Annotated in this window: 29 protein-coding genes and 1 tRNA gene; 8 read left to right on the top strand and 22 right to left on the bottom strand. The window is 43.0% G+C overall.

Features of this window, described 5'->3' with window-relative positions; genetic code table 11:
- Window positions 1-23: 23 nt before the first annotated feature.
- Entirely contained in the window at window positions 24-1,028 is a 1,005-nt protein-coding gene (locus tag ACFSYC_RS05840) for a fatty acid desaturase (protein WP_377124496.1), read from the bottom strand.
- A gap of 209 nt (window positions 1,029-1,237) precedes the next feature.
- On the opposite strand from ACFSYC_RS05840, the gene ACFSYC_RS05835 reads away from it, so the two are divergent.
- From ACFSYC_RS05835 to ACFSYC_RS05825, 3 genes are read left to right on the top strand one after another with little or no spacing between them, the layout of a single operon-like run.
- Window positions 1,238-1,849, top strand: a complete 612-nt coding sequence (locus tag ACFSYC_RS05835) for a phosphatase PAP2 family protein (protein ID WP_377124494.1) — start codon at window positions 1,238-1,240, stop codon at window positions 1,847-1,849.
- A gap of 48 nt (window positions 1,850-1,897) precedes the next feature.
- A complete protein-coding gene (locus ACFSYC_RS05830) occupies window positions 1,898-3,064 on the top strand; it encodes an MFS transporter (protein ID WP_377124492.1) in 1,167 nt (388 codons plus the stop codon).
- A gap of 51 nt (window positions 3,065-3,115) precedes the next feature.
- Window positions 3,116-3,301, top strand: coding sequence for a hypothetical protein (locus ACFSYC_RS05825; protein WP_377124490.1), 186 nt, complete (start codon window positions 3,116-3,118; stop codon window positions 3,299-3,301).
- Window positions 3,302-3,307: 6 nt separating this feature from the next.
- On the opposite strand, the gene ACFSYC_RS05820 is transcribed toward ACFSYC_RS05825, so the two are convergent.
- The 9 genes from ACFSYC_RS05820 to ACFSYC_RS05780 all read right to left on the bottom strand — a co-directional run bounded on the left by ACFSYC_RS05820 (window position 3,308) and on the right by ACFSYC_RS05780 (window position 11,498).
- Window positions 3,308-4,240, bottom strand: coding sequence for an MFS transporter (locus ACFSYC_RS05820; RefSeq protein WP_377124488.1), 933 nt, complete (start codon window positions 4,238-4,240; stop codon window positions 3,308-3,310).
- Window positions 4,234-4,530, bottom strand: coding sequence for a hypothetical protein (locus tag ACFSYC_RS05815; RefSeq protein WP_377124486.1), 297 nt, complete (start codon window positions 4,528-4,530; stop codon window positions 4,234-4,236). The genes ACFSYC_RS05820 and ACFSYC_RS05815 overlap by 7 nt, the downstream gene beginning before the upstream one ends.
- A 156-nt stretch (window positions 4,531-4,686) precedes the next feature.
- Window positions 4,687-5,307, bottom strand: coding sequence for an HAD family hydrolase (locus tag ACFSYC_RS05810; protein ID WP_377124484.1), 621 nt, complete (start codon window positions 5,305-5,307; stop codon window positions 4,687-4,689).
- Window positions 5,308-5,318: 11 nt separating this feature from the next.
- Window positions 5,319-6,416: a chorismate synthase gene (gene aroC / locus ACFSYC_RS05805; protein ID WP_377124482.1), complete on the bottom strand. Its 1,098-nt coding sequence runs from the start codon at window positions 6,414-6,416 to the stop codon at window positions 5,319-5,321.
- 94 nt (window positions 6,417-6,510) lie between these two features.
- The gene (gene aroA, locus ACFSYC_RS05800; protein ID WP_377124480.1) at window positions 6,511-7,791 is read right to left on the bottom strand and encodes a 3-phosphoshikimate 1-carboxyvinyltransferase; all 1,281 of its coding nucleotides are present in this window, start codon (window positions 7,789-7,791) and stop codon (window positions 6,511-6,513) included.
- A gap of 8 nt (window positions 7,792-7,799) precedes the next feature.
- Window positions 7,800-8,930, bottom strand: a complete 1,131-nt coding sequence (locus ACFSYC_RS05795) for a chorismate mutase (RefSeq protein ID WP_377124478.1) — start codon at window positions 8,928-8,930, stop codon at window positions 7,800-7,802.
- 37 nt (window positions 8,931-8,967) lie between these two features.
- Window positions 8,968-9,885: a prephenate dehydratase gene (locus ACFSYC_RS05790; RefSeq protein WP_377124476.1), complete on the bottom strand. Its 918-nt coding sequence runs from the start codon at window positions 9,883-9,885 to the stop codon at window positions 8,968-8,970.
- 299 nt (window positions 9,886-10,184) lie between these two features.
- Complete coding sequence (aroB, locus tag ACFSYC_RS05785; RefSeq protein ID WP_377124474.1) at window positions 10,185-11,288, bottom strand: 3-dehydroquinate synthase; 1,104 nt, start codon at window positions 11,286-11,288, stop codon at window positions 10,185-10,187.
- A 3-nt stretch (window positions 11,289-11,291) separates the two neighbouring features.
- Window positions 11,292-11,498 carry an RNA-binding S4 domain-containing protein gene (locus tag ACFSYC_RS05780; protein ID WP_377124472.1) on the bottom strand — a complete coding sequence of 69 codons (207 nt, stop codon included), beginning with the start codon at window positions 11,496-11,498 and terminating at the stop codon, window positions 11,292-11,294.
- Window positions 11,499-11,639: 141 nt separating this feature from the next.
- Here ACFSYC_RS05780 and ACFSYC_RS05775 point away from each other — a divergent pair, with 141 nt between their 5' ends.
- Complete coding sequence (locus ACFSYC_RS05775) at window positions 11,640-12,818, top strand: proline dehydrogenase family protein (protein WP_377124470.1); 1,179 nt, start codon at window positions 11,640-11,642, stop codon at window positions 12,816-12,818.
- On the opposite strand, the gene ACFSYC_RS05770 is transcribed toward ACFSYC_RS05775, so the two are convergent.
- The 3 genes from ACFSYC_RS05770 to ACFSYC_RS05760 are packed head-to-tail and all read right to left on the bottom strand — an operon-like array spanning window position 12,819 to window position 14,835.
- Entirely contained in the window at window positions 12,819-13,223 is a 405-nt protein-coding gene (locus tag ACFSYC_RS05770; protein WP_377124468.1) for a hypothetical protein, read from the bottom strand.
- A 31-nt stretch (window positions 13,224-13,254) separates the two neighbouring features.
- Window positions 13,255-13,887: an HAD family hydrolase gene (locus ACFSYC_RS05765; RefSeq protein ID WP_377124466.1), complete on the bottom strand. Its 633-nt coding sequence runs from the start codon at window positions 13,885-13,887 to the stop codon at window positions 13,255-13,257.
- A gap of 3 nt (window positions 13,888-13,890) precedes the next feature.
- Window positions 13,891-14,835: a sugar phosphate isomerase/epimerase family protein gene (locus ACFSYC_RS05760; RefSeq protein WP_377124464.1), complete on the bottom strand. Its 945-nt coding sequence runs from the start codon at window positions 14,833-14,835 to the stop codon at window positions 13,891-13,893.
- A 122-nt stretch (window positions 14,836-14,957) separates the two neighbouring features.
- Here ACFSYC_RS05760 and ACFSYC_RS05755 point away from each other — a divergent pair.
- From ACFSYC_RS05755 to ACFSYC_RS05745, 3 genes are all read left to right on the top strand, one after another.
- Window positions 14,958-15,031 (top strand) — tRNA-Ile (locus tag ACFSYC_RS05755).
- A 305-nt stretch (window positions 15,032-15,336) separates the two neighbouring features.
- Window positions 15,337-16,638: a site-specific integrase gene (locus tag ACFSYC_RS05750; protein ID WP_377124462.1), complete on the top strand. Its 1,302-nt coding sequence runs from the start codon at window positions 15,337-15,339 to the stop codon at window positions 16,636-16,638.
- Window positions 16,626-17,240: a DUF1016 N-terminal domain-containing protein gene (locus tag ACFSYC_RS05745; protein WP_377124460.1), complete on the top strand. Its 615-nt coding sequence runs from the start codon at window positions 16,626-16,628 to the stop codon at window positions 17,238-17,240. The genes ACFSYC_RS05750 and ACFSYC_RS05745 overlap by 13 nt, the downstream gene beginning before the upstream one ends.
- On the opposite strand, the gene ACFSYC_RS05740 is transcribed toward ACFSYC_RS05745, so the two are convergent.
- From ACFSYC_RS05740 to ACFSYC_RS05700, 9 genes are all read right to left on the bottom strand, one after another.
- The gene (locus ACFSYC_RS05740; RefSeq protein ID WP_377124458.1) at window positions 17,142-17,351 is read right to left on the bottom strand and encodes a YgaP family membrane protein; all 210 of its coding nucleotides are present in this window, start codon (window positions 17,349-17,351) and stop codon (window positions 17,142-17,144) included. The genes ACFSYC_RS05745 and ACFSYC_RS05740 overlap by 99 nt on opposite strands.
- A gap of 60 nt (window positions 17,352-17,411) precedes the next feature.
- Window positions 17,412-18,677, bottom strand: coding sequence for an NAD(P)/FAD-dependent oxidoreductase (locus tag ACFSYC_RS05735; RefSeq protein WP_377124456.1), 1,266 nt, complete (start codon window positions 18,675-18,677; stop codon window positions 17,412-17,414).
- Between the two features lie 11 nt (window positions 18,678-18,688).
- Window positions 18,689-19,135 carry an OsmC family protein gene (locus tag ACFSYC_RS05730; protein WP_377124454.1) on the bottom strand — a complete coding sequence of 149 codons (447 nt, stop codon included), beginning with the start codon at window positions 19,133-19,135 and terminating at the stop codon, window positions 18,689-18,691.
- Between the two features lie 454 nt (window positions 19,136-19,589).
- Window positions 19,590-20,225, bottom strand: a complete 636-nt coding sequence (locus ACFSYC_RS05725; RefSeq protein WP_377124452.1) for a Crp/Fnr family transcriptional regulator — start codon at window positions 20,223-20,225, stop codon at window positions 19,590-19,592.
- 77 nt (window positions 20,226-20,302) lie between these two features.
- Window positions 20,303-20,614, bottom strand: coding sequence for a rhodanese-like domain-containing protein (locus ACFSYC_RS05720; RefSeq protein WP_377124450.1), 312 nt, complete (start codon window positions 20,612-20,614; stop codon window positions 20,303-20,305).
- Window positions 20,615-20,671: 57 nt separating this feature from the next.
- On the bottom strand, window positions 20,672-20,908 hold the full coding sequence (locus ACFSYC_RS05715; protein ID WP_377124448.1) for a hypothetical protein: 237 nt from the start codon (window positions 20,906-20,908) through the stop codon (window positions 20,672-20,674).
- Window positions 20,909-20,992: 84 nt separating this feature from the next.
- A complete protein-coding gene (locus ACFSYC_RS05710; protein WP_377124446.1) occupies window positions 20,993-21,190 on the bottom strand; it encodes a YgaP family membrane protein in 198 nt (65 codons plus the stop codon).
- 18 nt (window positions 21,191-21,208) lie between these two features.
- Entirely contained in the window at window positions 21,209-21,514 is a 306-nt protein-coding gene (locus ACFSYC_RS05705) for a hypothetical protein (protein WP_377124444.1), read from the bottom strand.
- Window positions 21,511-22,122: an efflux RND transporter permease subunit gene (locus ACFSYC_RS05700; protein WP_377124810.1), complete on the bottom strand. Its 612-nt coding sequence runs from the start codon at window positions 22,120-22,122 to the stop codon at window positions 21,511-21,513. Before ACFSYC_RS05700 ends, ACFSYC_RS05705 begins: the two co-directional genes overlap by 4 nt.
- A gap of 201 nt (window positions 22,123-22,323) precedes the next feature.
- Here ACFSYC_RS05700 and ACFSYC_RS05695 point away from each other — a divergent pair.
- Window positions 22,324-22,789, top strand: a 466-nt coding sequence (locus ACFSYC_RS05695) for a helix-turn-helix domain-containing protein (protein WP_377124442.1), incomplete at its 3' end; no start/stop codon positions are given.

The raw sequence follows: 22,789 nt of genomic DNA, 5'->3' as shown, positions 1-22,789 counted from the left end.
GCCCCTAAATCGGGGCCTCTGTATTATACATTTACGGGCATCTCAGCATCTGGTTTTGATACGTCAGTAAGGGCGACTTTACCGCGCTCTCTGCGTAGGATACGGTTAAATAGCGATATTTCTTTATCAAACAAAAAGCGGAAGAATAGCTTGGTCCATGACGTATGGTAGTACAAAGTTTCGTAATGCTCTGGGGCCGTTTTTTTTATCTCCGGTAATTTATTCCAAGGGATAGAAGGAAAGTCATGGTGCTCATTATGGTAGCCTACGTTAAAAGCCACCGTGTTTAAACCACCATAATAGCTGTAAGTTTCTTGCTCAACACTGTGCGTAAGGTAATGCTCCTGGATCCAGCGTGCGCCAAGTGGGTGTAAGCCAACCGAGAAAGAGAAGCTTAATAGCAAGAATGCTAACGCGTGCCAGCCCATAAAGTAATAGATGGCTGCGGTAAATGCTACCTGCACCAATATGTTTGCCAGTATCCAGATATCAAATGTTTGGATCTCTCTTAATCTTGACAAACGGAAAATCTGGAAAACCGGGTAGAATAATAACCACAACGCTTTACCTAAAAAGGAGTTGTTGATTAATTTAGCTTCCCAACGGTTTGGCAAATCAGCATCTAACTCATGCACACCCTGAAAAGAGTGGTGTTTAATATGATAACGTTCAAACGAGATAGAACTTGGAAAAATTTGCGGCATATTGGCAAACATGCCTGCCCAACGGTTTGCCGAGCGGTTTTTAAACAACAATTGGTGTGCACACTCATGTATCATTACAAACAAAGCGTGATCTGCAAAAGCACCAAGCAGATAAGCGGCACCAAATACTAACCACCACGATTGGTCGCGAAGGAACCAGGCAAGTACTACCTGGAAAGCTACCAGTCCAATAATTGCAAATATCGTATTGGGGTTTTTGCCTATCAGGTTACGTAAACCAGGAAATTGCTTTAAAATTTTTTTAGTCCGTACGCGATGTGGTTCTGAAACCTCAGAATAAACAAAATCTGTTCTTTTAGCCATATATGTTATTAATCTTTTAATTTAGTTATAAAAGGGATATGCCATAATATAACTTAATTCCTCAAAAATAATTATAAAAATTAAATATTAGTTATAAAAGTGTTATTGTTGTTATCTGTGTTAATGTTGGCTTTTTGAAGCTTGATTTTTGATGTAAACAAAGTTTAATTTCTATGAAGACCTCTGCCATAAGTAAAAGGCGTAAAATAATGCAATATTTAATAGGTGCCATAGCATTGGGTTTTGTGCTGCTAACCGTATTTGTATTTTTCTTTCCCGATTCGGTGATAGACCATGCGTTTTCTGTAAGGGTGCAACGTTATCACAACCCTACGCTGGATTGGTTGATGAAAGCCATCAGCTGGCCCGGCTATATGCCAAATACGCCGATTATGATAGCGGCTGTGGCTATTATATTTTTGATTTTTAAGTATAAAACGGAAGCGCTTTTTATTGCGCTAACCTCACTTTCAGGATTGGTAAGCACCCTCGTAAAGTTTTTTATAAACCGGCCGCGGCCGTCAGAACCGTTGGTAAAGATTATGCTCAAAACCCAGCAGCAAAGCTTCCCGAGCGGGCATGTGCTGTTTTATGTAGTGTTCTTTGGCTATTTAACCCTACTAATGTTTGTGATCAAAAATATCCCTAAGTATGTTAAAATACCCGTGGTAGCGCTGTGCTTATTTCTGATTTTCACGGTACCATATTCGCGCGTGTATTTAGGCGCGCATTGGTTTACGGACGTTATTGCAGGCTTCATGCTTGGCTTGGTTTGCCTTTATATTTTAAGCGCGCTTTATTTTAGGCGCAAGAGAGTGTAAAAAGGAAGGTTATTTTAACGGAGCAACATTTGTGCGTAAATTTGCAGCTTGACAACGCTAACTCAAACATCGGCCTCACGTACACCAAGACAGCTCAGAATTGCCAACATGGTCTTCTTTTTTCTGTCGGGATTTGGCTACGCGTCCTGGGCGTCGCGGATACCTACTATACAAGGCAAACTGCATTTAAATGAGGCTCAATTGGGTGGGATACTCTTCGCAATGCCTATTGGGTTGCTTGTCACTTTGCCAATTACCGGGCAGCTTTTAAGTAAGTATAGCAGCCGCCGTATTATGTTTTTTGGCGGATTGTTTTTCAGCGTGGTGCTGGCCTTTATTGGTTTTTCTGAAAGTGTTTGGCAATTATGTTTGGCGCTATTTTGTTTCGGCGTATCGCGCAATTTATTCAATATTTCGACCAATGCGCAGGCCGTAGCGGTGCAGGCTTTGTATAATAGGTCTATCATGGCAAACTTTCATGGCATATGGAGCCTGGCAGGCTTCGCCGGGGCTGCCTGCGGATATTTTATGGTTTATCATAACATAAGCACAGCCTTACACCTGCTTTGGGTTAGCATCGCGTTAATAGCTATATCTGTATGGTTTATAAAAAGTACCATCTATGAAGCGCCGGTCCCCCAACCTAAAAAGAAGTTTTTCACCCTGCCCGAGAAACCGCTCATCATCTTCGCGCTGATATGCTTTGCCTGCATGGCTTGCGAGAATACGATGTATGACTGGAGCGGTATCTATTTTGAAAAAGCCGTATTTGTACCTAAAGCAAAGGCAACGCAAGGCTTTGTGGCCTATATGATTGCCATGACCGTAGGGCGTTTTGTTGGCGATGCCGTAGTTAACCGTTTTGGAATAAAAGCATTGCTCAGGTACAGCGGCATTTTTATTTTTTGCGGACTGTTGCTCGCGGCATTATTTCCTTATCCAATCCCGGCTTTAACTGGTTTTGTGATGGTTGGCTTAGGGGTGGCCTGTGTTGTGCCAATGGTTTTCCAGATGGCGGGCCGGTCTACCACCATGAGCAGTGGTACTGCTTTGGCGTCTATCTCATCAATTGGTTACCTTGGGTTTTTGCTTGTGCCGCCTTTTATTGGCTTTATAGCGCAGGTGGCAGGCTTACGGTGGTCGTTCGGGTTGATTGCTTTATTAGGCGCCTTGATTGTTGTTTTGGTGTACAACATAAAGGACGATAACCAATAAGTAGAAAACAATCCGGCGGTAACAGCGTTGACCTTATACACAAACCTTTGTATGAAACCCGAAACAAAACATTTCAAATTTATAAACAGCAAAACAGGATACGTGATTTTTCATCACACCGTAAAGGCTGATTTGCCGGAGGCTGACCTTAAAGCCGAACTTGAGCGCGTTAAAGCCGATGTAGCTACCAGCAATGGTGTATTTCTGGATACTATTTATTGGCTAGAGGATAAATAAGGCTAATTATACCGAGTGAATTACCGCCTGCCGTTTGTCTGCCAGGTGCATAAAATAATACCCCACAGCGCTTAGAAAACTCACGCCGCCCAATACCCACCAAAGCAGCTCAAAGCCACCATAGTAAATTAAATTACTGCCAAAAAAGGGCGCAATAATTTGTGCTGCCGACCATGACATGCTGTAAAGTGCGGCATATTCGCCGCGATTATGAGGTGTTGTGCGGTTTATCCAAAAGGCGTTCATAAACGGCATAGCAAACATCTCGCTAAAAGTAATCAGCAATACTACGATCACTGCAGTTGTCATGGATGGCGGCAGTATATTTAGCAACACATAACCTATGCTACCCAAGGCCACACCGCAATAAATGTATACCAAGCCCGGGCGTTTACCTTCCAATTTGTGTATCATAACCATTTCTATGGCAACTATAAGCAAACCGTTCAATGCCATCAGGAAACCGATAAAACGCTCGCTAAAATGCCAGTCTATTTTAAAGAATACGGGCTGCATGATCATGAACTGGTAAAAGCACATGGCAAACATAGTGGCAAATACAATAAACAACAGGTAAGTTTTGTCTTTATAAGCTGATGTTTTTACGATCGTTGTATCCGGCTTTTTAATGGTCTTTTTAACCGAGGAGCGTCGCATCAGCGTAAGTAATAATATGGCAGCCAATATGTTGCTGCACCCATCAACCCAAAACAATAAATGATAATTAACTGACGCCAAAAAGCCACCCAAGCCACCGCCAACGGCCCAACCCAGGTTAATAGCCAGGCGGTTTAAAGAGTAGGAGCGGGTTTGATTAGTGCCATCACTATAGTGCGCAACCGCAGTAGAGTTTGCGGGTCTGAACGATTCGTTACACAAGCTTAACACAAACGTGCCGATTGCCAGGATGGCAAAACTGTGAAGGAAGCCAATCAACATAAAAATAGCCCACCGCTTAGCAACGCGCCAACCTGCAAATCATAAAATCCAATCTTATCAACCAGCTTGCCACCTAAAAAAGCACCTGCTAATGCCCCAGCACCAAACAGCGCCATAATAATGCCTGCCTGTACAATGCTAAAATGTAATTGCTGGATACAGTAAATGCTTAAAAACGGCACCACCATTGTACCGCTGCGATTGATGAGCATTACAACACCCAAGTACCAGCTGTTTTTTGAGAGGCCTGTGTAAGCGTTTCGGTATAGGTTGAAGGTATAAGATAGCATGATAAGCTATAAATTATAGGATTGTTTTTAGTTTAGGCCCTAATCTTTATACTTTTTGATCTTAAAGGTAACCCAAATTGAAAATAATTTAGGGCGACAAAATATTATCATACGCCGTTCGAAATAACAGGGTATAAAGTGTTGAGTCGGAATAATTTAAATTAACCTTAAAACCTGCTCCATATTATTGCCGCGATTTGTGCTGGTGGCATCGGGATGGTGGTTGTTTAGGTCGTATAAAAAGGTGTCGATATCCAGGGCCTGTGCGGCTTTAATTTCAGATTGGGGGTCGTCGCCAATAACCAACAGGTCGGCAGGGGTATAGTTATACTTTCCCATCAGCTCTTTAAAAACATCCTTTTTAGTTTTTGGACTTATTTCTGGGTCGACGATGTGTATTTCTTTAAAATCTTTAGTTAACCCCAATTGCTTTACCTTGCTATTTTGCAGGTTGGTAAAGCCCGTAGTAACCAGGAATTTTGGGAGATCAATTTTTTGGATATGATGATAGTCGCCATAAGGCTGCATCGGTTCATTATAAGTAATGCTCTTTAAAAGTTGGATGCCTTTGTTTTTAAGTTCGGTGCTAAAGTTAAAATCATCAGCCACTTGCTGAAATGGTCTGCGGGCAATTTCAAATTTTGCTGCATGAATTAAGGACGAATCAATATCAGGATCCTGATCAAGCATATTGAAGAATTGCGCAAACAGATTATCAGCAATTGAACTTACCGGATAAATTGTATTGTCGAGATCTAATATCAGCGCTTTCTTCATGTAAATTACGGTTACAGCGGCAATTGCGTATTCCTATTTCTCAACCAATGATCTGCAATAACCAGCGCAGCCATAGCTTCAACAATAGGTACAGCACGTGGCACCACGCAAGGATCATGACGGCCCTTACCTGATATTTCGGCGGCATCTCCGTTTGCGTCGACAGTTGCCTGGTTATGCATAATGGTAGCAACCGGTTTAAAGGCTACTTTAAGGTCTATAGGCATGCCATTGCTGATGCCACCTTGTATACCGCCCGAGTAGTTAGTAATGGTTTTAACGTCGCCTAAATGCGTTTTAACAAAGATGTCGTTATGTTCTGATCCGCGCATTTCGCTACCTTCAAAGCCTGATCCAAATTCAAAACCGTGCACGGCATTAATGCTTAACATAGCTTTGCCTAATTCGGCGTGTAGTTTATCAAAAACGGGTTCGCCTAAGCCAACCGGGCAGTTAAGTATATGGCAGCTCACCTTACCGCCGACAGTATCGCCATCCAATCGTACCGAGTCAATAAACTCAATCATTTCTTCGGCCGTCGCCGGATCCGCGCAGCGTACAATATTAAGTTCGCGTTGAGCAATAAATTCCTGAGCGGTTTTGATCTCTACATTAGGGGCATTAATCTTGCCTACGCTGCTTACGTGGGCAACAATTTCAATTCCCTGGGTCTTTAAAAATAGTTTGGCTAAAGCACCTGCCGCAACCCGCGCCGCGGTTTCGCGTGCGGATGAGCGTCCGCCACCACGGTGATCACGGATGCCATACTTAGTTTGATAAGTATAGTCGGCATGCGATGGGCGGAATACGTCTGTATTGTGGTTGTAATCCTTACTGCGCTGATCTTCATTCGGTATCAGCATCATGATAGGCGTACCGGTAGTTTTGCCCTCAAACACGCCCGAAAGGATGCGCACGGTATCGCTCTCTTTACGTTGTGTGGTAATTTTAGACTGGCCGGGTTTACGTTTATCCAATTCGCCTTGAATGTACTCCATATCCACCGGCAACTGGGACGGGCAACCGTCAATAATTACGCCTATAGCTTCGCCATGCGACTCGCCAAATGTGGTTATCCTGAATAATTGTCCGAATGAATTGCCTGCCATAAAGCCCCCTTTAAATCTCCCCCGGTAGGGGAGACTTATATTAATTTGTCAATTTATCTAAAAGCCCTCCCTACCGGGGAGGGTTGGGAGGGGTCTACACCTCCTTTACGTCAAAGCCAACTTTTTCCAGATCAGTCCAGAAAGCGGGGTATGATTTTTCTACTACCGGTGCGTCTTCAAACTCAATTTCGGGTACTACCAGCGCCAGCGGGGCAAATGCCATAGCCATCCTGTGGTCGTCGTAAGTATTAATAAAGATACGGTCTGGAATAAATTTGCCGCTGCAATCAAGCGTGTAGGTTTCGTTATCCTCTATCAGTTTAACACCAATTTTGGCCAGCTCGTTTTGCAATGCTTTAACACGGTCGGTTTCTTTGATCTTCAAAGTTTCCAAGCCGGTAAAGGTAGCTTCGTGCCCTAAAGCCGCGCATACAACAACAACCGTTTGCGCAAGGTCAGGGCATTTCTTAAGATCGAAGTTTTTGCGGGTTATCGTTTTTGCTTCTTTCTTTAAATGCACGCCACCATCTCTAAACTGCGATGTTATACCAAAGTTTGCCATGATCTCGGCTATAACGCTGTCGCCCTGTAAGCTATACGCGGTTAAGCCATGTAAAAACAGGTCGGCATCTTCAGCAAGTGCTGCAATAGCATACCAGTATGATGCCGCGCTCCAATCAGGTTCGACCGGTAAAACGGTTTCCTTAAATTCTTGGTGCGCAATGCTGATCACGTTATCGTTCCATACATGCTCAATACCTGCCTGTTTCAGCATGGCTAAAGTCATCTCTACGTATGGCCGAGAGGTTAAATCGCCCTCGATATGGAGCTCTAAACCCTGCTCAAGTTTAGGGGCAATTAGCAACAGCGCAGTAATATACTGGCTGCTGATATTGCCTTTTATGCTGATGCTGTTAGTGGCCTGCTGTATGTTACCTTTTATGCGGATAGGGGGGTAGCCCTCATTCTCTTCATAACTGATCTCTGCACCTAGCTTACGCAAGGCATCAACCAAAATGCCTATCGGCCTTTGTTTCATGCGCTCGCTGCCGGTAAGTACAACTTCGTCGTCCTGCAGGGTATAGTATGCTGTTAAAAACCGCATGGCTGTACCGGCAGGGCCAATGTTTACTATTTTATGATCAAGCTCAGGCGTAATGGGCGATGACTCGTAACCTACGGTTTGCAAAGTCAGGCCCAATACTTTTGATAACGTTACCGCGTCGGCAGCGTCTGATATATTTTCAACGCGCACCTTGTCGCCACTTAAAGCCTCAATAACCAAAGCACGGTTACATTCGCTTTTTGAGCCGGTAAGGTGCACCTCGCCGTTAACAGTTTTGCTTTTTTTACTAAGCAGAATATTCTGACTCATTATAAAAATTAAACGTGCGTCAATTTTTCTGCCTGCTGGGCTGCTGCCTGGCCTGCGTTCATTACTTCAGTTTGTCTGCGGATTGACTCTGTATGAATAAGCTCTAACAATTTTTCGGTAAAATCCGGATTCAATTTTAAAGCCTTGCCATAGTTAACAGTTTTGGTTAAGATTTCGTCCCAACGGTTTACCTGTAAAATGGTAATGTTGTTATCTTTTTTGTAGGTGCCAATTTGCTCGGCAATTGTCATGCGCTCAGCAATTTTTTGGATCAACAGATCATCAATTTTGTCAATGTTGCTACGCAGCTCGCTTAGTTTATCATTAACCTGCGCGTTGCTGGTCTCTGGTTTACGTAGCGTTAAGTTGCTAACCAAAGTTGCCAAAGCAGCCGGGGTAACTTGTTGTTTTGCATCTGTCCAGGCTACACTCGGGTCAATATGCGACTCGATCATCAAACCTTGCATATCAAGATCAAGCGCTTTTTGAGATATGTAAGGGATCAGATCACGGTTGCCAGAGATGTGGCTCGGATCACAAATGATAGGCAGGTGAGGTGCCAAAGTTTTCATGTGGATAGCGATATCCCACATTGGCTCGTTACGGAAAGCTGATTTCTCGTAAGATGAAAAGCCGCGGTGGATAGCAGCCAATTTTTTTACACCTGCATTGTTAATACGCTCTAAAGCGCCAATCCATAATGAAATGTCAGGGTTTACCGGGTTTTTAACCATTACCGGTATATCAACACCTTTTAAAGCGTCGGCAATTTCTTGTACGGTAAAAGGGTTAGCAGTTGAACGTGCGCCTACCCAAAGGATATCAACACCTGCTGCTAACGCTTCTTCAACGTGTTTTGCGGTCGCAACCTCAACGGCCGTAGGCAAGCCTGTTTCTGCCTTAGCGCGTTTTAACCACTCTAAGCCAATGCTGCCAATGCCTTCAAACTCGCCCGGACGGGTACGTGGTTTCCAGATACCTGCACGTAGGGCAGTAACTTTGCCTGTTGCTTTTAATAAATGAGCTGTAGCTACTAACTGATCTTCAGTTTCTGCACTGCACGGACCGGCAATTAATAACGGCTGATTTACTGGGGTTATCCAGCTGCTTAATGGTTGGATGTCTAAGTTAAGTTTCATTGTATTGTTGTTGTAGTATCTTAATATTTGTTGTTAACTATTTATCGGTGTTAATTTCTTTCTTTTTTATGCTGATGTACTTACGCTCAGGCTTTACCGGTGCGGCCATCTTTTCAGTACTTTCATCTTCGTAGCGTTTATATTCGCCAAGGATGTTAAAGTTGTGGGTGTATTTCAAAATCTGTTTTACCGCGCTATCGTATTGTTTGGTTTCTTCCCACTCAACATCCACATAAAAATTGTACTCGTTGCGTTTACCTAAAACTGGCATGCTCTGTATTTTGCTCATATTAACGCCCTGATTAGCAAAAATATTAAGCACTTTGGCTAAAGCACCAACCTGATTGCTTACCTGGAAACAAAGCGATGCCTTGTTAGATGGCTGCTTGGTAGCATTTTCGTGCGTAGTTAGTATCAAAAAGCGGGTAAAATTTTTCTTGTTTGATTCTATCCTGCGCTCCAAAATATTCAAACCATATAATTTGGCAGCTAAACTGTTGGCTACAGCAACAGTATCAGTCAATTTTTCATCGTGGATGCGTTTTGCACAAGCCGCGGTATCACTGCTTTCAACTACCTTAAGGTGCGGATATTCGTCAAAAAAGTCAATGCATTGACGGATAGCGATAGGGTGCGAGGTTACATATTTTATCTGATCAAAACTTACACCCGGCAACGCCATTAAATGTAATTGTATCGGCAAATAAACCTCGCCAATAACAGGGAAATTGTAGTTTAGCAGTAAAGAATAGTTTGGCAGAATGCTCCCTGCTATACTGTTCTCTATAGCCATTACCACATAATCGGCTTCGCCCGCCTCAAGTGCGTCAAAAGTACGTTTAAAAGAGTTGCACTCAATAGTCTGGATCTTGTCGCCAAAATACTTGAAAGCAGCCTCCTCGTGAAACGAAGCGCGGATGCCCTGTATAGCTACTCTTGGTTTATCTTTCTTCATAATTGCATTAAAACAAAAAGTCCCGGCTGGTTGGCCGGGACTTTTAAGTTTCTTTATATGTTTGTTATTGCATATCAGTCCCGGTTCTTACTTTGTAAAGTAAAAATAGTAACCAAAAAAATATGCAGTTGATAATTTCATTTCTGTTTTTTTATTACGCCGTAAATTTAGCAGTTAAATTTGATTTGTCAATAGATTATTTTAATTATTTGAAAATAATTGATGTTAAGCAAATTTTATACTGTAAATACTCAATTGATGGTAGTTTATTCGGTTTGGCGATTAAAACTTAAGCTACGTTACAAACTGGCGTAATAATTCAAACCCTCTAACAACTCATCATTAGTACAAACATTGTCGATATTAAACTGACCGATGGTACTTAACAAAGTACAGTTAATTTTACCGTTTTGATTCTTCTTATCTTTAAGCATGTACTCTAGCAACGTTGCGCTATGCTCCATTTTAAGCTCGTAGCGTGGGTAAAGGTTAGTAAGCGTGCGGGTAATCTCTTCCAGTTCGGCAGCACTTAGGCCTGTTTTTTTGTGGGCCAGGTACGCCTCGCAGATCATACCGATAGCAATAGCTTCCCCATGTGATAGCGAATCTTTATCGTTGATCAACGACCATGTTTCTACAGCGTGACCGATTGTATGCCCGAAGTTTAAAGCTTTGCGGATATTTTTTTCGTGCGGATCTTCAAGGACAATTTTGTTTTTGATCTGTACAGATTTATACACCAATGCTGCAGTTGGATTTTCCAGATCGCTTGTTTTTAGCAGGTTCCAATATTCTTCATCGCATATCAAACCATGTTTTAACATTTCGGCGTTGCCGGATAGGATTTGGCGCGCAGGCAATGTCTTTAAAAACTGCTGCTCAATAAATACCGCCTTGGGCTGCGTAAACGTGCCGATGATATTTTTAATGCTATCAATATCAATACCTGTTTTGCCACCAACCGAAGCATCAACTTGCGACAGCAGGGTAGTTGGCACATGCACAAAATCAATACCGCGTTTAAAGGTCGAAGCTGCAAAACCACCAAGATCGCTGATAACGCCGCCACCCAGGTTAATTAATAAGCTCTGACGATCGGCGCCAAAATCAATCAGCATTTTCCAAACGCCTATGCAAAAGTCAATATCTTTGCTTTCTTCGCCGGCAGGGATCTCTATCAGGTCGAAGTTTTCAGGGTCGCCCAGTTTCTCTCTCAATAAAGGCAGGCAGTATTGAGCGGTGTTCTCATCAGTTAAAACAAAAAAACGCGAGTAGTTGCCGTTGGCTACAAACGTGCGCAGTGCTGTTAAACTATCTTCAAAATATATATGGTAATTATTGCTTTCTATCGTATCCATAATCGCGTCAACCGTGTAGGTTTCAGTATCTGTTGTACTCATCATGTGTTAAATCACTTTAATCGTCTCACCTCTAAACTCCACCACGTCGCCGGCCTTAACCTTTAGCCGTTTGCGGTAGTCAACCTCGCCATTGTAGGTTACTTCGCCCTCATCTACCACTATTTGCGCCTCACCGCCTGTTGATACCAGGTTAGTTGCTTTTAACAATTGAATCATGGGGATATAGTCTCCCGTTACTTTAAACTCTATCATCTGGGCAGCAAAAATAAACTAATTGCAGAATAATGAGTTATCTAACTATCATTTTATAATTTTGCGCTACGCTACACGGTTAATAGCACATCGCTTAAGCTTAAAGAGCAGCGAATAAAACTATTAACCCTGAAATATAATATGACTGACAAACAAAGCCTTTCTTTTGAAAATACGGAAATAGCTTTCCGCCATGCATCTAATAAAGATTTGAACCGCGCCTTTTGGTTGTTCAAGATCATCAACGTAAACTTTTTAGTAAAGATAGGCCCTCCAATAACCAATTTTGCGGTTAACATAGGCCTGCCGATTAAAGGCATCATCAAAGCCACCATATTTAAACATTTCTGCGGCGGGGAAACTATCCGCGAATGCGAAGACACCGTTAAAAGCCTGGAAAGGGGCGGGGTGGGTATCATTTTGGATTACTCTGTAGAGGGCGAAGAAGATGAACTGGTATTTGACGAAACCCGCGACGAAATCATCCGCACCATAAAACGCGCTGCTAAAGACAGAGCTATACCCATTACGGTATTTAAAGTTACCGGCGTAGGCCGTTTTGGTTTGCTGGAGAAGCTGGATGCCAGGGTAACTTTAACCGACGCTGAGCAGCAAGAATGGCAAAGGGTGCAGGACAGGGTGCTGGCAATTTGCCAGAAAGCTTATGCTGCCGCCGTACCGGTGATGATAGATGCAGAGGAAACCTGGATACAGGACACGATAGATATGCTTGCCCATGATATGATGCGCAGGTTTAATGAAAAGCAGTGCATAGTTTATAACACCTACCAACTTTACAGGCATGATAAGTTACACTCTTTAATGGATGATAACGAAGCAGCCGTTAAAGAAAAGTTTATACTGGGTGCCAAACTGGTGCGCGGCGCCTATATGGAAAAAGAGCGTAAACGTGCCGAGGAAAGAGGCTACCCGTCGCCCATACAAGCTACTAAAGAGGATAGCGACAAAGACTATGACCTTGCCTTAGATTACTGTACAGATAACATTACCAGTATTGCTTTTGTAGCAGGGACTCATAACGAAGACAGCTGCAAGCTGTTGACCGAGCTACTGGCCAAAAAAGACATAGAACGTAAAGCACCGCATGTGTACTTTTCGCAGTTGTTGGGTATGAGCGATAACCTGAGCTTTAACCTTGCCGACGCTGGCTACAACGTGGCTAAATATGTGCCTTACGGCCCAATTAGAGCGGTGTTACCGTACTTGTTTCGCCGTGCGCAAGAAAATACTGCTATAGCAGGCCAAATGAGCCGCGAGCTGGGGCTGATTGTAAGAGAAAAACAGCGAAGAAAGCTATAACTAATCTGCCACGCTATCCAATCCGCGGTAAACCATAACGGGGTGGGTGTCAGCATCAATTAAGGCTACTTGAAGGTTCCTTAACTCGGCGCCGCGGTAGCCAATGCCTTTAGTGCGTCTAATACCTTCCAATTTGGCCCAATTGGTAACCAAAATTAGGGCATTGGCATGCAGGCCGCCACGGCCATCTACCGTCACATCTAAATAATCTTTACCTGCTGTTGTAAGGTATTTATTGAAGGTGAAGGTCAGCTCGTCGCCGTGCTCGGCAATGATCTTAACCAGCTCCTGTTTATATTCGTTTGATGCGGGGTTAAGCCGCGACAAATCTTTAATATCATTATTGCTGCACGACGTGCAGCAAAGCGCCAATAGTGCCAGGACGAATATAGGTAATGGTTTCATAATCAGTTTTGTAATGCTGCAATATAGCAAATTAAAGTAACCCGTTTGTTTCAAAATATTGCTGAATATTATCAGGCGCCGTCATCAAATAGGTTTGCAGGCCAAGCTTTTTAGCGGTAGCTAAGTGCTGTGGGCTATCGTCAATAAATAAGGTCTCGGCAGGGTCAAGGTTATTCTCGGTAAGTACCTGTTCAAAAATCTCGGCATCGGGCTTGCGTTTACCCATTAGGTGCGAGTAATAGGTTTTTTCAAAAAAGCCCGAGTTATCTGCTATATCATACTCACGTTGCAGATAATCGTGCACATAATCGTAATGTATGGCGTTGATGTTGCTCAGCAAAAAGGTGCGGTACTTTTCCTTAACTTTTAGCAGCACTTCGTGATTACCTTTCGGGATGTCTACAAATATGGCGTTCCAGGCATTGTTAATTTGCTGGTCGGTAAGCTCGGGTTTGTGGGTCAGCTCACGGATCCGGTCGCAAAATGCTTCTGGGCTGATCTGTCCGCGCTCAAGGGCGTCAAACACATCGTCCTGCTGGCGATGGCCGTAAAACTCGTCAGCGTTAGTAATGCCAAGGTCTTTCCAGGCTTGAGCTACTTTTTTAAAATCTATGTGGAATATTACGTTGCCGTAATCAAAAATTATGTTCTTTATCTGTTTCATAAGTTATATACCAGCGGTTACCGCTTTCATTTTGGCTAAGCCGGTTTTGGCTACGGTTAGCGCGTCTTGTTTGTAATAGCTTTCGTTGAATACCTCCAGCGAAAGTACAACAGGTTGGTCAGGATTTTTAATGAGTTGCAATATTTGTTTAAGCGGTGTAACCCCATCGCCGGTGTAGATCCTATCGGGCTCTGATATTTTTTGAGGCGATATGCCCGCGGGATAATCATTAACGTGGAATACCTTTATGGCGTTTTTGTTCACCAGAGCCAGACTCTCTACACTCGAACCGCCCTTGTAGATATGGAACGAATCCAGCAGCACCAGCGCATTCTTGTTGCCACTGGCAGCGGCGACATACAACACCTGGCTAATGGTCTTCAGGTTTTCAGACCCTCCCCACATTTCAACCATAGGGATTACGCCGCTTTGTTCGCCCATTTTCAGGATAGCATGGTAACGGTCGGCCAAAATATCCAAATTGAGTAGGGGCAAGCCCGTAGCGCCAAATGGCGGAGCAGCAACCCGATGGCAGTCTATCTGTGCCAGTTGGTCCATTTCTGTTTGCAGTTGTTTAAGCGCAGCCTTGCGGGTGGTGTCATCATCTGCAATCCACTTGGCAAAGCCAATGGCGTTCTCTATAGTAAGGCCCAGTCCGTTGATAATCTTTTTGGCTTCGGCGGTTGTGCCGCCATTTTTCAGGTAGGTTTGAAAGATATCTATCCAGATCTCCACAGATGTGAAGCCGGCTTTGGCTGCCACCTCAAGCTCTTTTATAAAGCCCAGCCTGTGGCCGCGTATCGTGCTCATATTTAGCGCGTATTTAAAGGCAGGGCCTGCTTTAAGCACGGCGTTTTTGGCTGATACTGTATTGCTTAACAGCGCTGCACCCGTGGCGATGCCTAATGTTTGCAACACCTGTCGACGGTTTTGAGATGATAGGTCCATTGAGTTTTAACGAACTGGTTTAAAGAGCCGTCATCAAAAATATGTTATTTTCTTAAGATCGGGCTTTGTAAATTGAAGACAAAGTTGTAACATTGCAGCCTGAAATTTAACAAGATTTCTGCGCGCCTATAGCTCAGTTGGTTAGAGTAGAAGACTCATAATCTTTTGGTCCCTGGTTCGAGCCCAGGTGGGCGCACAAATGCACCGAGTGGCGTTTATTTGTACCCTGTAAATCGTTGATTTACAGGGTTTTTTGTTTTATTGCAATCCTTTTCAATCCTTAAAAGTACACCTGGTAGAATACCAATCTGGCTACCTGTTTTCATTTTTTACATTTGGTATCCAAAAGTGGCTTAACTGTTTGTTATACAGCTATTTGAGTAAATTCAAAAAGATCGGAAAAAACTCAAAAAAACAGATTTAGCCTGAAATCCGGATACCTAAAATTAGGTGATCTCAGGATGTTAATTAATCATTTATTCATTTAAAAACTGTTAAAAGATGAAAACATCGCAGTCATTTGGTGTCAACTTCACCATCAAAAAACAAAAGGCTAACAAGGACGGCAGGACAAACGTCTATGCCTGTATCATTGTCAACAAAGAAAAATGCTTTATCGCCCTCAAGCACCAGGTCGAGGTGGAAAGCTGGGATTATGGTCGTGGAAGCGTGAAAGTCAAAGCGCTGGATGCTAAAGAAACAAACGCCTATCTCGAAGAAGTTAAATTCACTATTACCACTTATTACCAACAACTACAGATCGCGGGCAAAGAGATCAGCCCGCAACTGCTCAAGTCTCATTTCCTCGGAGAAGCTATTGAAGAGACCTACAACCTCAGTAAACTGATGGACTATCATCACGAAGTTGCTTCGGCGGCACTGACCTGGAGTACACTTAAACACTATGCAGTTACCCGTCGTTACCTGGAAAAATTTTTGAAAGAGAAACGGAAAACGAGCGATATCCATATCCATGAGATCGACTATAAATTCATCATCGACTTCGAAACCTATCTCCGTAACCACAAACCGGCAGACCATTTCCAGCCACTGAATAACAACGGGGTGATGAAACACCTGATCCGCCTGCGTAAAATGACCACCCTGGCATTCAAACTGCAATGGATCAATAAAGACCCTTTTAAAAGCTATAAATTCCGCTATAAGAAAGTCGAGACCGCTTTCCTGTCGACCGCAGAACTGGCGCTTATCCAAAATCATGAGTTCGCGTCCGACTCGCTGATCATGATCCGCGACCTTTTTGTCTATGCCTGTTATACCGGGCTTTCTTTTGTTGATCTGATGAATTTGACGGAGCGCAATGTAGTGAACGGCGAGGACGGCGGGAAATGGCTCAAGCTTTTCCGCCAGAAAAGTAATGAGGCGACCAATATTCCTTTGCTGGCTCCGGCACTTGCGCTCATGGAAAAATATAAGGATAACCCGAGGGCAAATTATTTGGGCACAGTCTTTCCGACCATCACCAACCAAAAGGTTAATATGCACCTTAAAGAGGTCGCCAAGATCATCGGCATCAAAAAGAAACTCACCTTTGGGGTTGCCCGGCATACGTTCGCCACGACCATCACCCTGGCCAATAACGTACCTATCGAAACGGTCAGCAAAATGATGGGCCATACCAAGATCGCCACTACCCAGATCTATGCGCGGGTTTTACTCAAAAAGATCAGCGAGGATATGAGCATGCTTAAAGAAAAATTCGAACAGCAGCCAAAAAGAGCCGCAGGTCGTAAGGGCGTACCCAAGAACCATCTTAAAAGAGTAAGCCAATGGGACCAATAAACAATGATAAACTTTTTCGGTCAGTCAGGGAACTGATCGAAAATGCGCGAACCCAAGTCGTCAGGAATGTCAACACGACCATGCTTTATACGAATTACACCATTAGTCAAATGATCGTTGAAGAAGAACAGCAAGGAAGTGATCGTGCCGGCTACGCCGAAACGGTAGTCAAAGACCTCAATATATCGTTGACCGCTACTTATGGGAAAGGTTTTTCCAAACGAAACCTTGATTATTTCAAACAGTTCTATTTGTGCTACCGGGAGCGAATTGTGCAAACACTGTTTGCACAATTCGAAAGGAAGGCAGAGGGCCTTCCGCTGGCAAGTGTATTAACGGTTTTCGCAGAACAGTTCAAGGTTGGCTGGTCACATTACCTCTTGCTGATGAAGGTCGATCAAGTCAACTTGAAGTATGATCGTAATCACATTGCATTGACTAAAATCCCGGTAAATGGAATGAATATGAAAGCCGGTTTCTTACTTTTATGTACAGAAAGCATATTAATGAGCATTCGTTTTAACGGTTTTAATGCCGAAAGGATAATACAACGGACAAAAGCTAATAAAGCTGGTTACTATAAATATGGCAGCAACAATTAATAAAATTATAGCCAATATGCCTGAAATTACGCTCGTGTAGTATAAAACAATTATGGCGACAGCGGCGATAACCCTTAAAACCCTGTCAGTTATTCCCATGTTCTTTTTCATATGATTAAGTTTTTTGTTAAAATGATATGTTGTTTCTTTGATTATATTATAGATCAAACCCTATAAAACAGTGTGATCGCCTACGATCTCACTTAGTGCCAGGCCCCAATGTGGTATTTTCCCTTCCAGCGTATAATACATTTGTTTAAAGCCCATTTTGAGGGCATAGGGTGTAACACCCATTTTCAAATGACTTTCCTTTCCACCCCACCATTCGTTCGTGCGCATGTAGAAGCCTTTTATACCGCCCATATCTCCCATGCAAAGCAGTTCAAACTCCATAGGTTTCACGTCGCCTGAAATTATTCCCAGGTCTTTTGCTAATGTATTGGCTAAAACTTCGGCTTCCATGTGCCCTAACGAGCCGATCTTAGGAACTGTGATAGATGCTGCGTCACCCACAGCGAATATGTTTTTATAGTCAGGATTTCGCATATAAAAGTCAGTAATTACAAATCCCTGATCATCGGTGAATGGCATTTCTTTTAAAAAAGTATGCGGCTGCCAGTCCGGGAAAAGTATGGCTAACTCTGCTTCCTGGCTCGTTCCGTCATTAAACTCTATACCCCCACCATAAACTTTTTTGATACCCAGGGTTTCTGCCTGATAATGATAGCCCATGCCTTGCATCATTGGTAACAACTGATGTAAAATGGTTTCCCCTGCATCTTCGGCAATTACTTTTGCCGGTGTAGATAGGTAGATAGTGGAAGCGGTGCCTTTATGATTTTTTCCCAACCAGTGAGCCAGTGAGAATGACATTTCAACTGGCGGGCCTTCGCAAGCGGTCAGGGCCACAGGCAGACCAGTAGGGAGTTTATCGCTTTTCCCCTGGTGAAACACGGCTGAACTGATGGCAATGGGGCCGCCCTTGTATTCGTTATGCAGGTATTTCCTCAACCGGTTCCCTAAAAACACATCGGTAACGCTATGCCCGTTTTCTGCAAAGCCATCAATTTGATCATAAGCCAAGCGATTACCTAATGCAATCACCAAGTAGTCGTATTTTATTTTACGCACCGGATGCCCAAGCCTTTCATTGGGCTGGTAAAAAACGACGTTGGTTTCCGGATCTATAGTGATCACCTCGGCCTGTATAAAATCGCTGCCGTCGTGTTCTAAAAACGACATAAATTTGAACTGGAGGTCGATGGCCGGATTAATATTGGCTAAAACCTGCAAAGGAATATTTGGCACGAAAGTGAGCAAAGATTTGCGATCAATAATGGTAATAGTCGCTTCATCCATTACTGATGCATGAATATATCTTGCAGTAGTGAGGCCTGCAAAATTACAACCGAGAATAAGTATATGGGGCTTGGCCATAACGTAAATTTTTAAGCGATCTGGGCCATAACAACCTTAGATTGCAGGTGAATGATAGTTTTGACGGAATTGGCAATCAGGCAGTTCTTCTCCGCCATTTCAATTACCCGTGTTGCCTTTTCGGTGCTCATATTAGAAGGTATGGTTGCGGTCGGTTTGAGTATGATCTCTGTTACCTGGAACTTGCCTTCTACCTTGTCTACTACACCGCTCGCTTGTATTTCGAGATTAGTGCATTCCAGTTTGGAGTTTTCAGCGATACCTAAAAAAGTGGTCATAAAACAACTGACAACTGAGGCCACAAATAAGTGTTCAGGTGACCAAAATCCAGGGATGCCCTTATAAAAATCCGGCGGCGTAACCACCTCGATCTGTTGGGGTAGATCCGACGAGCTTAAAGTACCTTTCCTGTCGTGGTTCCATTGAAGATTAACTTCATATTGATGTATTTCTTCCATATTGATTGTTTTCTGTTTCCATTTGCCTATTCGGGGTTACGAAGGCTACTATGCTTTGCCTTCATCCTTTATTTGAACTATTCAGCGATAGATATCATTCCTCTATTTTCTCTATAATTGATTGATAATTCATACGGCGCACATCCTGGTTTATATTTGGCAAGGTGCCGACAATAGATCAGATAGGGTATGATTACGGTCAGTAAAATATATGACGCTTATCAATATCCAAATCTTGTAAGATATGCTCTAACTTTTTGCCCGAAGAGCAGCGTGGGATGGCCCAACTTTAAGTAAAACTCAGTCAGGCTATATTTATAAACTGTGCGGCACCGTAGGAAGGCATAATGAAAGTGCAAATTTTATGCTGGTACGCCACTTCAGGTCATACCGGATTATCAGAAACCAGAGGAATTATTTTAAGAATAAGTGACCATGTGGGAATTAATTTGCGCTAATGATCGAACTCATTCAAGAGTTTTATCTCATTTCTATACAACAGAATCTTTCCGTCATTTTCCAGCTGTTTAAGTAGTCGGGATATGACCACTCTGGAGGTTGCAAGCTCATCCGCGATTTGGTAATGAGAGCTTTTTATTAAGCTGGAACCGGAAACCCGCTGCTTTTCTTTGAGGTAGGCAATCAACCTGTCGTCCAGTTTGTGAAATGCGATGCTTTCGATAGATTTTAAAAGTTCAGACATCCGCTCATTAAAACTGCGCATGATGTAGTTTTTCCAGCTGGGGTATTTGCACAGCCATTCGTCCAGTTTATCATGCGGGATAGCGATTAGTTCACCATCCTCTTCCGCAATAGCTTTTACCTCACTTTTTTTGGCCTCAAGGCAACAGCTATAAGCCATAGAACAACTTTCACTGCTGGAAAGGTAATACAGCAAGATCTCTTTACCACGCTCATCTTTTTTTAGCACCTTTAATGATCCGCGGATAACCAAAGGCATCATCTTAATATACCTACCATAATCCATAATGATGTCGCCTTCCTTAAAAGGCTTCAATACGCCAAATTCCTGAATTTCTTTCATCAGCGCAGGCTCAAATATTGATTCAAATTGGGGCAGTATATCCATATTATTAATTTAGCTGAAAATGTATATTCAACCTAAGATAAAGAGTTATTTAACCCGATTATTAAATATTAATTGCCCTATTTTACAAGCTGGCTTACACTATTCCAACCTCCACCGTTCACAACGTTTGTAAATCCATTTTGTTGAAGTATCGTTTTTGCCTGGCCGGCCCTGGCACCACTTTGACAAAATACAATGATGTTCTTTTTATTCTTGAATTTGGCAAGGTCATAATTGACCCTGTCTAAGGGGATATTCACCGAACCTTTGACATGACCGCCTGCAAATTCGCCCGCTGTTCTTACATCTACCAAATATGCACCTTCTTTAATAATGCTTCCCAAATCTACAGTTTCTGCACTGCCGAATAATTGCTTAAATATGTTCATTTTTTGTTTATGTTCTTAATTAGTCTTTAATACTCTTATCGTATTTTCCACTTTATTTTAATGGACCTCGTCATAGTTGACATTTTCAGCACTTCCCAAACCATTTTTTGTTGGCGAATAACAACCGCCAACCGCGCAACAGCCAAGACTAAAAACAGCCATACTAGTAAAAAAAAATCCTAATACCCCAATAAGAACATCCTTGGAATAAATTGCGTCAATAATTATTATTATTCCGATAATCAATCGAATGATACGCGGAAATGACCAGTTATTAAATATCCTATTTTTCATATTGTACTTTTTCAAAGGTAACTACGGCCAGGGGCTTCATGTGTAACAAAGGTTACATTCAGACCAACACAATTTTTGTAAAGCTCAAACAGTTTTGTTACTCTTCACACCGAAATAATCCAATATCATTTCCAGCGGACAGAATTTAGTAAAGGATGACTGTAAAAGATTAGCGCCAACAAAAACACCCAACCAAAGCCATTGGATATTTACAAAATAAGCAAGACCGATGCTAACTAATACTATAGTGCCGGCAACGGCTCGTACTATTCTTTCTTTCATGATTTATGATTTTAAGTGTTAAACAGATTGATCTACCGGCATTATAAATGCTCTTATCGGGAAGTCAGACTTCGTTGTTTCATTATATTGTTTGACCAACTTTAGCCCAATGGCAACGTTCTCCTCGCTCGTGAAAGTGAAGATGATGATCGACTCGGCCTTTTCACCTCCGCTTACAAACCAATCCTCCAAAATGTTGTGCGATGCACCGTTACGGTGACCAATGATATCAGAAGTGCTGAATACCTCGATATTTCCCTGTTTGAATATTTCAGCGACATCACTTAAATATTCTTTTAAACATGTTATTACTAATAGTTTCATGATTTAGATTTTAAAGATTCAATGCCATTTTTCCGCATCATTTTAAAGTACAGCAAAGGCACAACTATAAGCGTTAGGAAGGTGGAAGTTATCGTCCCGCCCATCAACGAGATAGCCAATCCCTGGAAGATCGGGTCAAACAAAATGATCACAGCCCCCAGGGCCACTGCGCCTGCGGTTAGTAAAATTGGGGTTGTTCGTACCGCACCGGCTTCAATAATGGCCTGCTTTAACGGAATGCCTTCTCTTAGACGAATATTGATAAAATCGATCAGTAAGACTGAATTCCTGACCATGACACCCGCGAGGGCGATAAAGCCGATCATGGAAGTGGCTGTAAAATAAGCGTGCAGCATCCAATGCCCCAACACGATACCGATCAAGGATAGGGGTATGGCAGCCAGCATCACCAACGGCACGATAAAATTCTGGAACCAGCCAACGATCAGGATGTAGATCATAATAATCACCACCGCAAAGGCGATACCCAAATCGCGGAAAACCTCGAAAGTGATCTGCCATTCGCCGTCCCACTTTAAACTGTAATTATCTTCCAGTTCGGGCTGATGGGTATATTCTTCTTTTAAAGAGAACCCCTTGGGCTGGATATACCGCTGATATTGACCACCTGATTCCGGCGGAATGTGACCATTGATTCCGCGTCAAATTGACCACCCCATTCCGGGGCAAACTGACCAGGCATTCCGGGCCAAATTGACCACCCCGAACGATCAGCTAATGCTGTAGAAGCACCCATCTTTACGAGGTTTAACATAACCTCCAAAAGCATGGCCAACACTACGATTAGCATGAGTAAGATCAGAAAGATAATAAGGATGTACACCAATGGGCGCAGTATCATGTCGATAGCTGCCCAGGCTGATACGTCCCGGAATACCGTTAAGAAGTACCTGGCCTCGTTTAAGGATAGTGGCTTTACGTTTGAGGAGGTTGACGCGCTGAACGATAAGGAACTGGAGGACTTCTTTGGAAAAAGCAGGGAGATGCCTCCTACAGGCCGTATGCAATCTATGCTGCGGTGCTTTCCACACGTAGATAAAGAACTTAAGCGTACCGGTGTAAACCGCCATATATTATGGGGAGAGTATTATAAAGAGTTCCCTGATGGCTATCAGTACAGCCAGTTTTGCTTCTATTATACTCAGTGGAAGGCTCGGGTCAACCCGACCATGCATATGGATCACAAAGCAGGTGATAAGCTGTATGTGGACTTTGCAGGGCAAAAGCTTAGCATTACCGATAAGGAGACCGGCG

Origin of the sequence: Mucilaginibacter antarcticus, from assembly GCF_042686155.1 — a bacterium.
Taxonomy (GTDB): Bacteria; Bacteroidota; Bacteroidia; order Sphingobacteriales; family Sphingobacteriaceae; genus Mucilaginibacter; species Mucilaginibacter antarcticus.
Note: the sequence above shows the minus strand (reverse complement) of the source record. Positions and strands in the feature narration are given on the sequence as shown.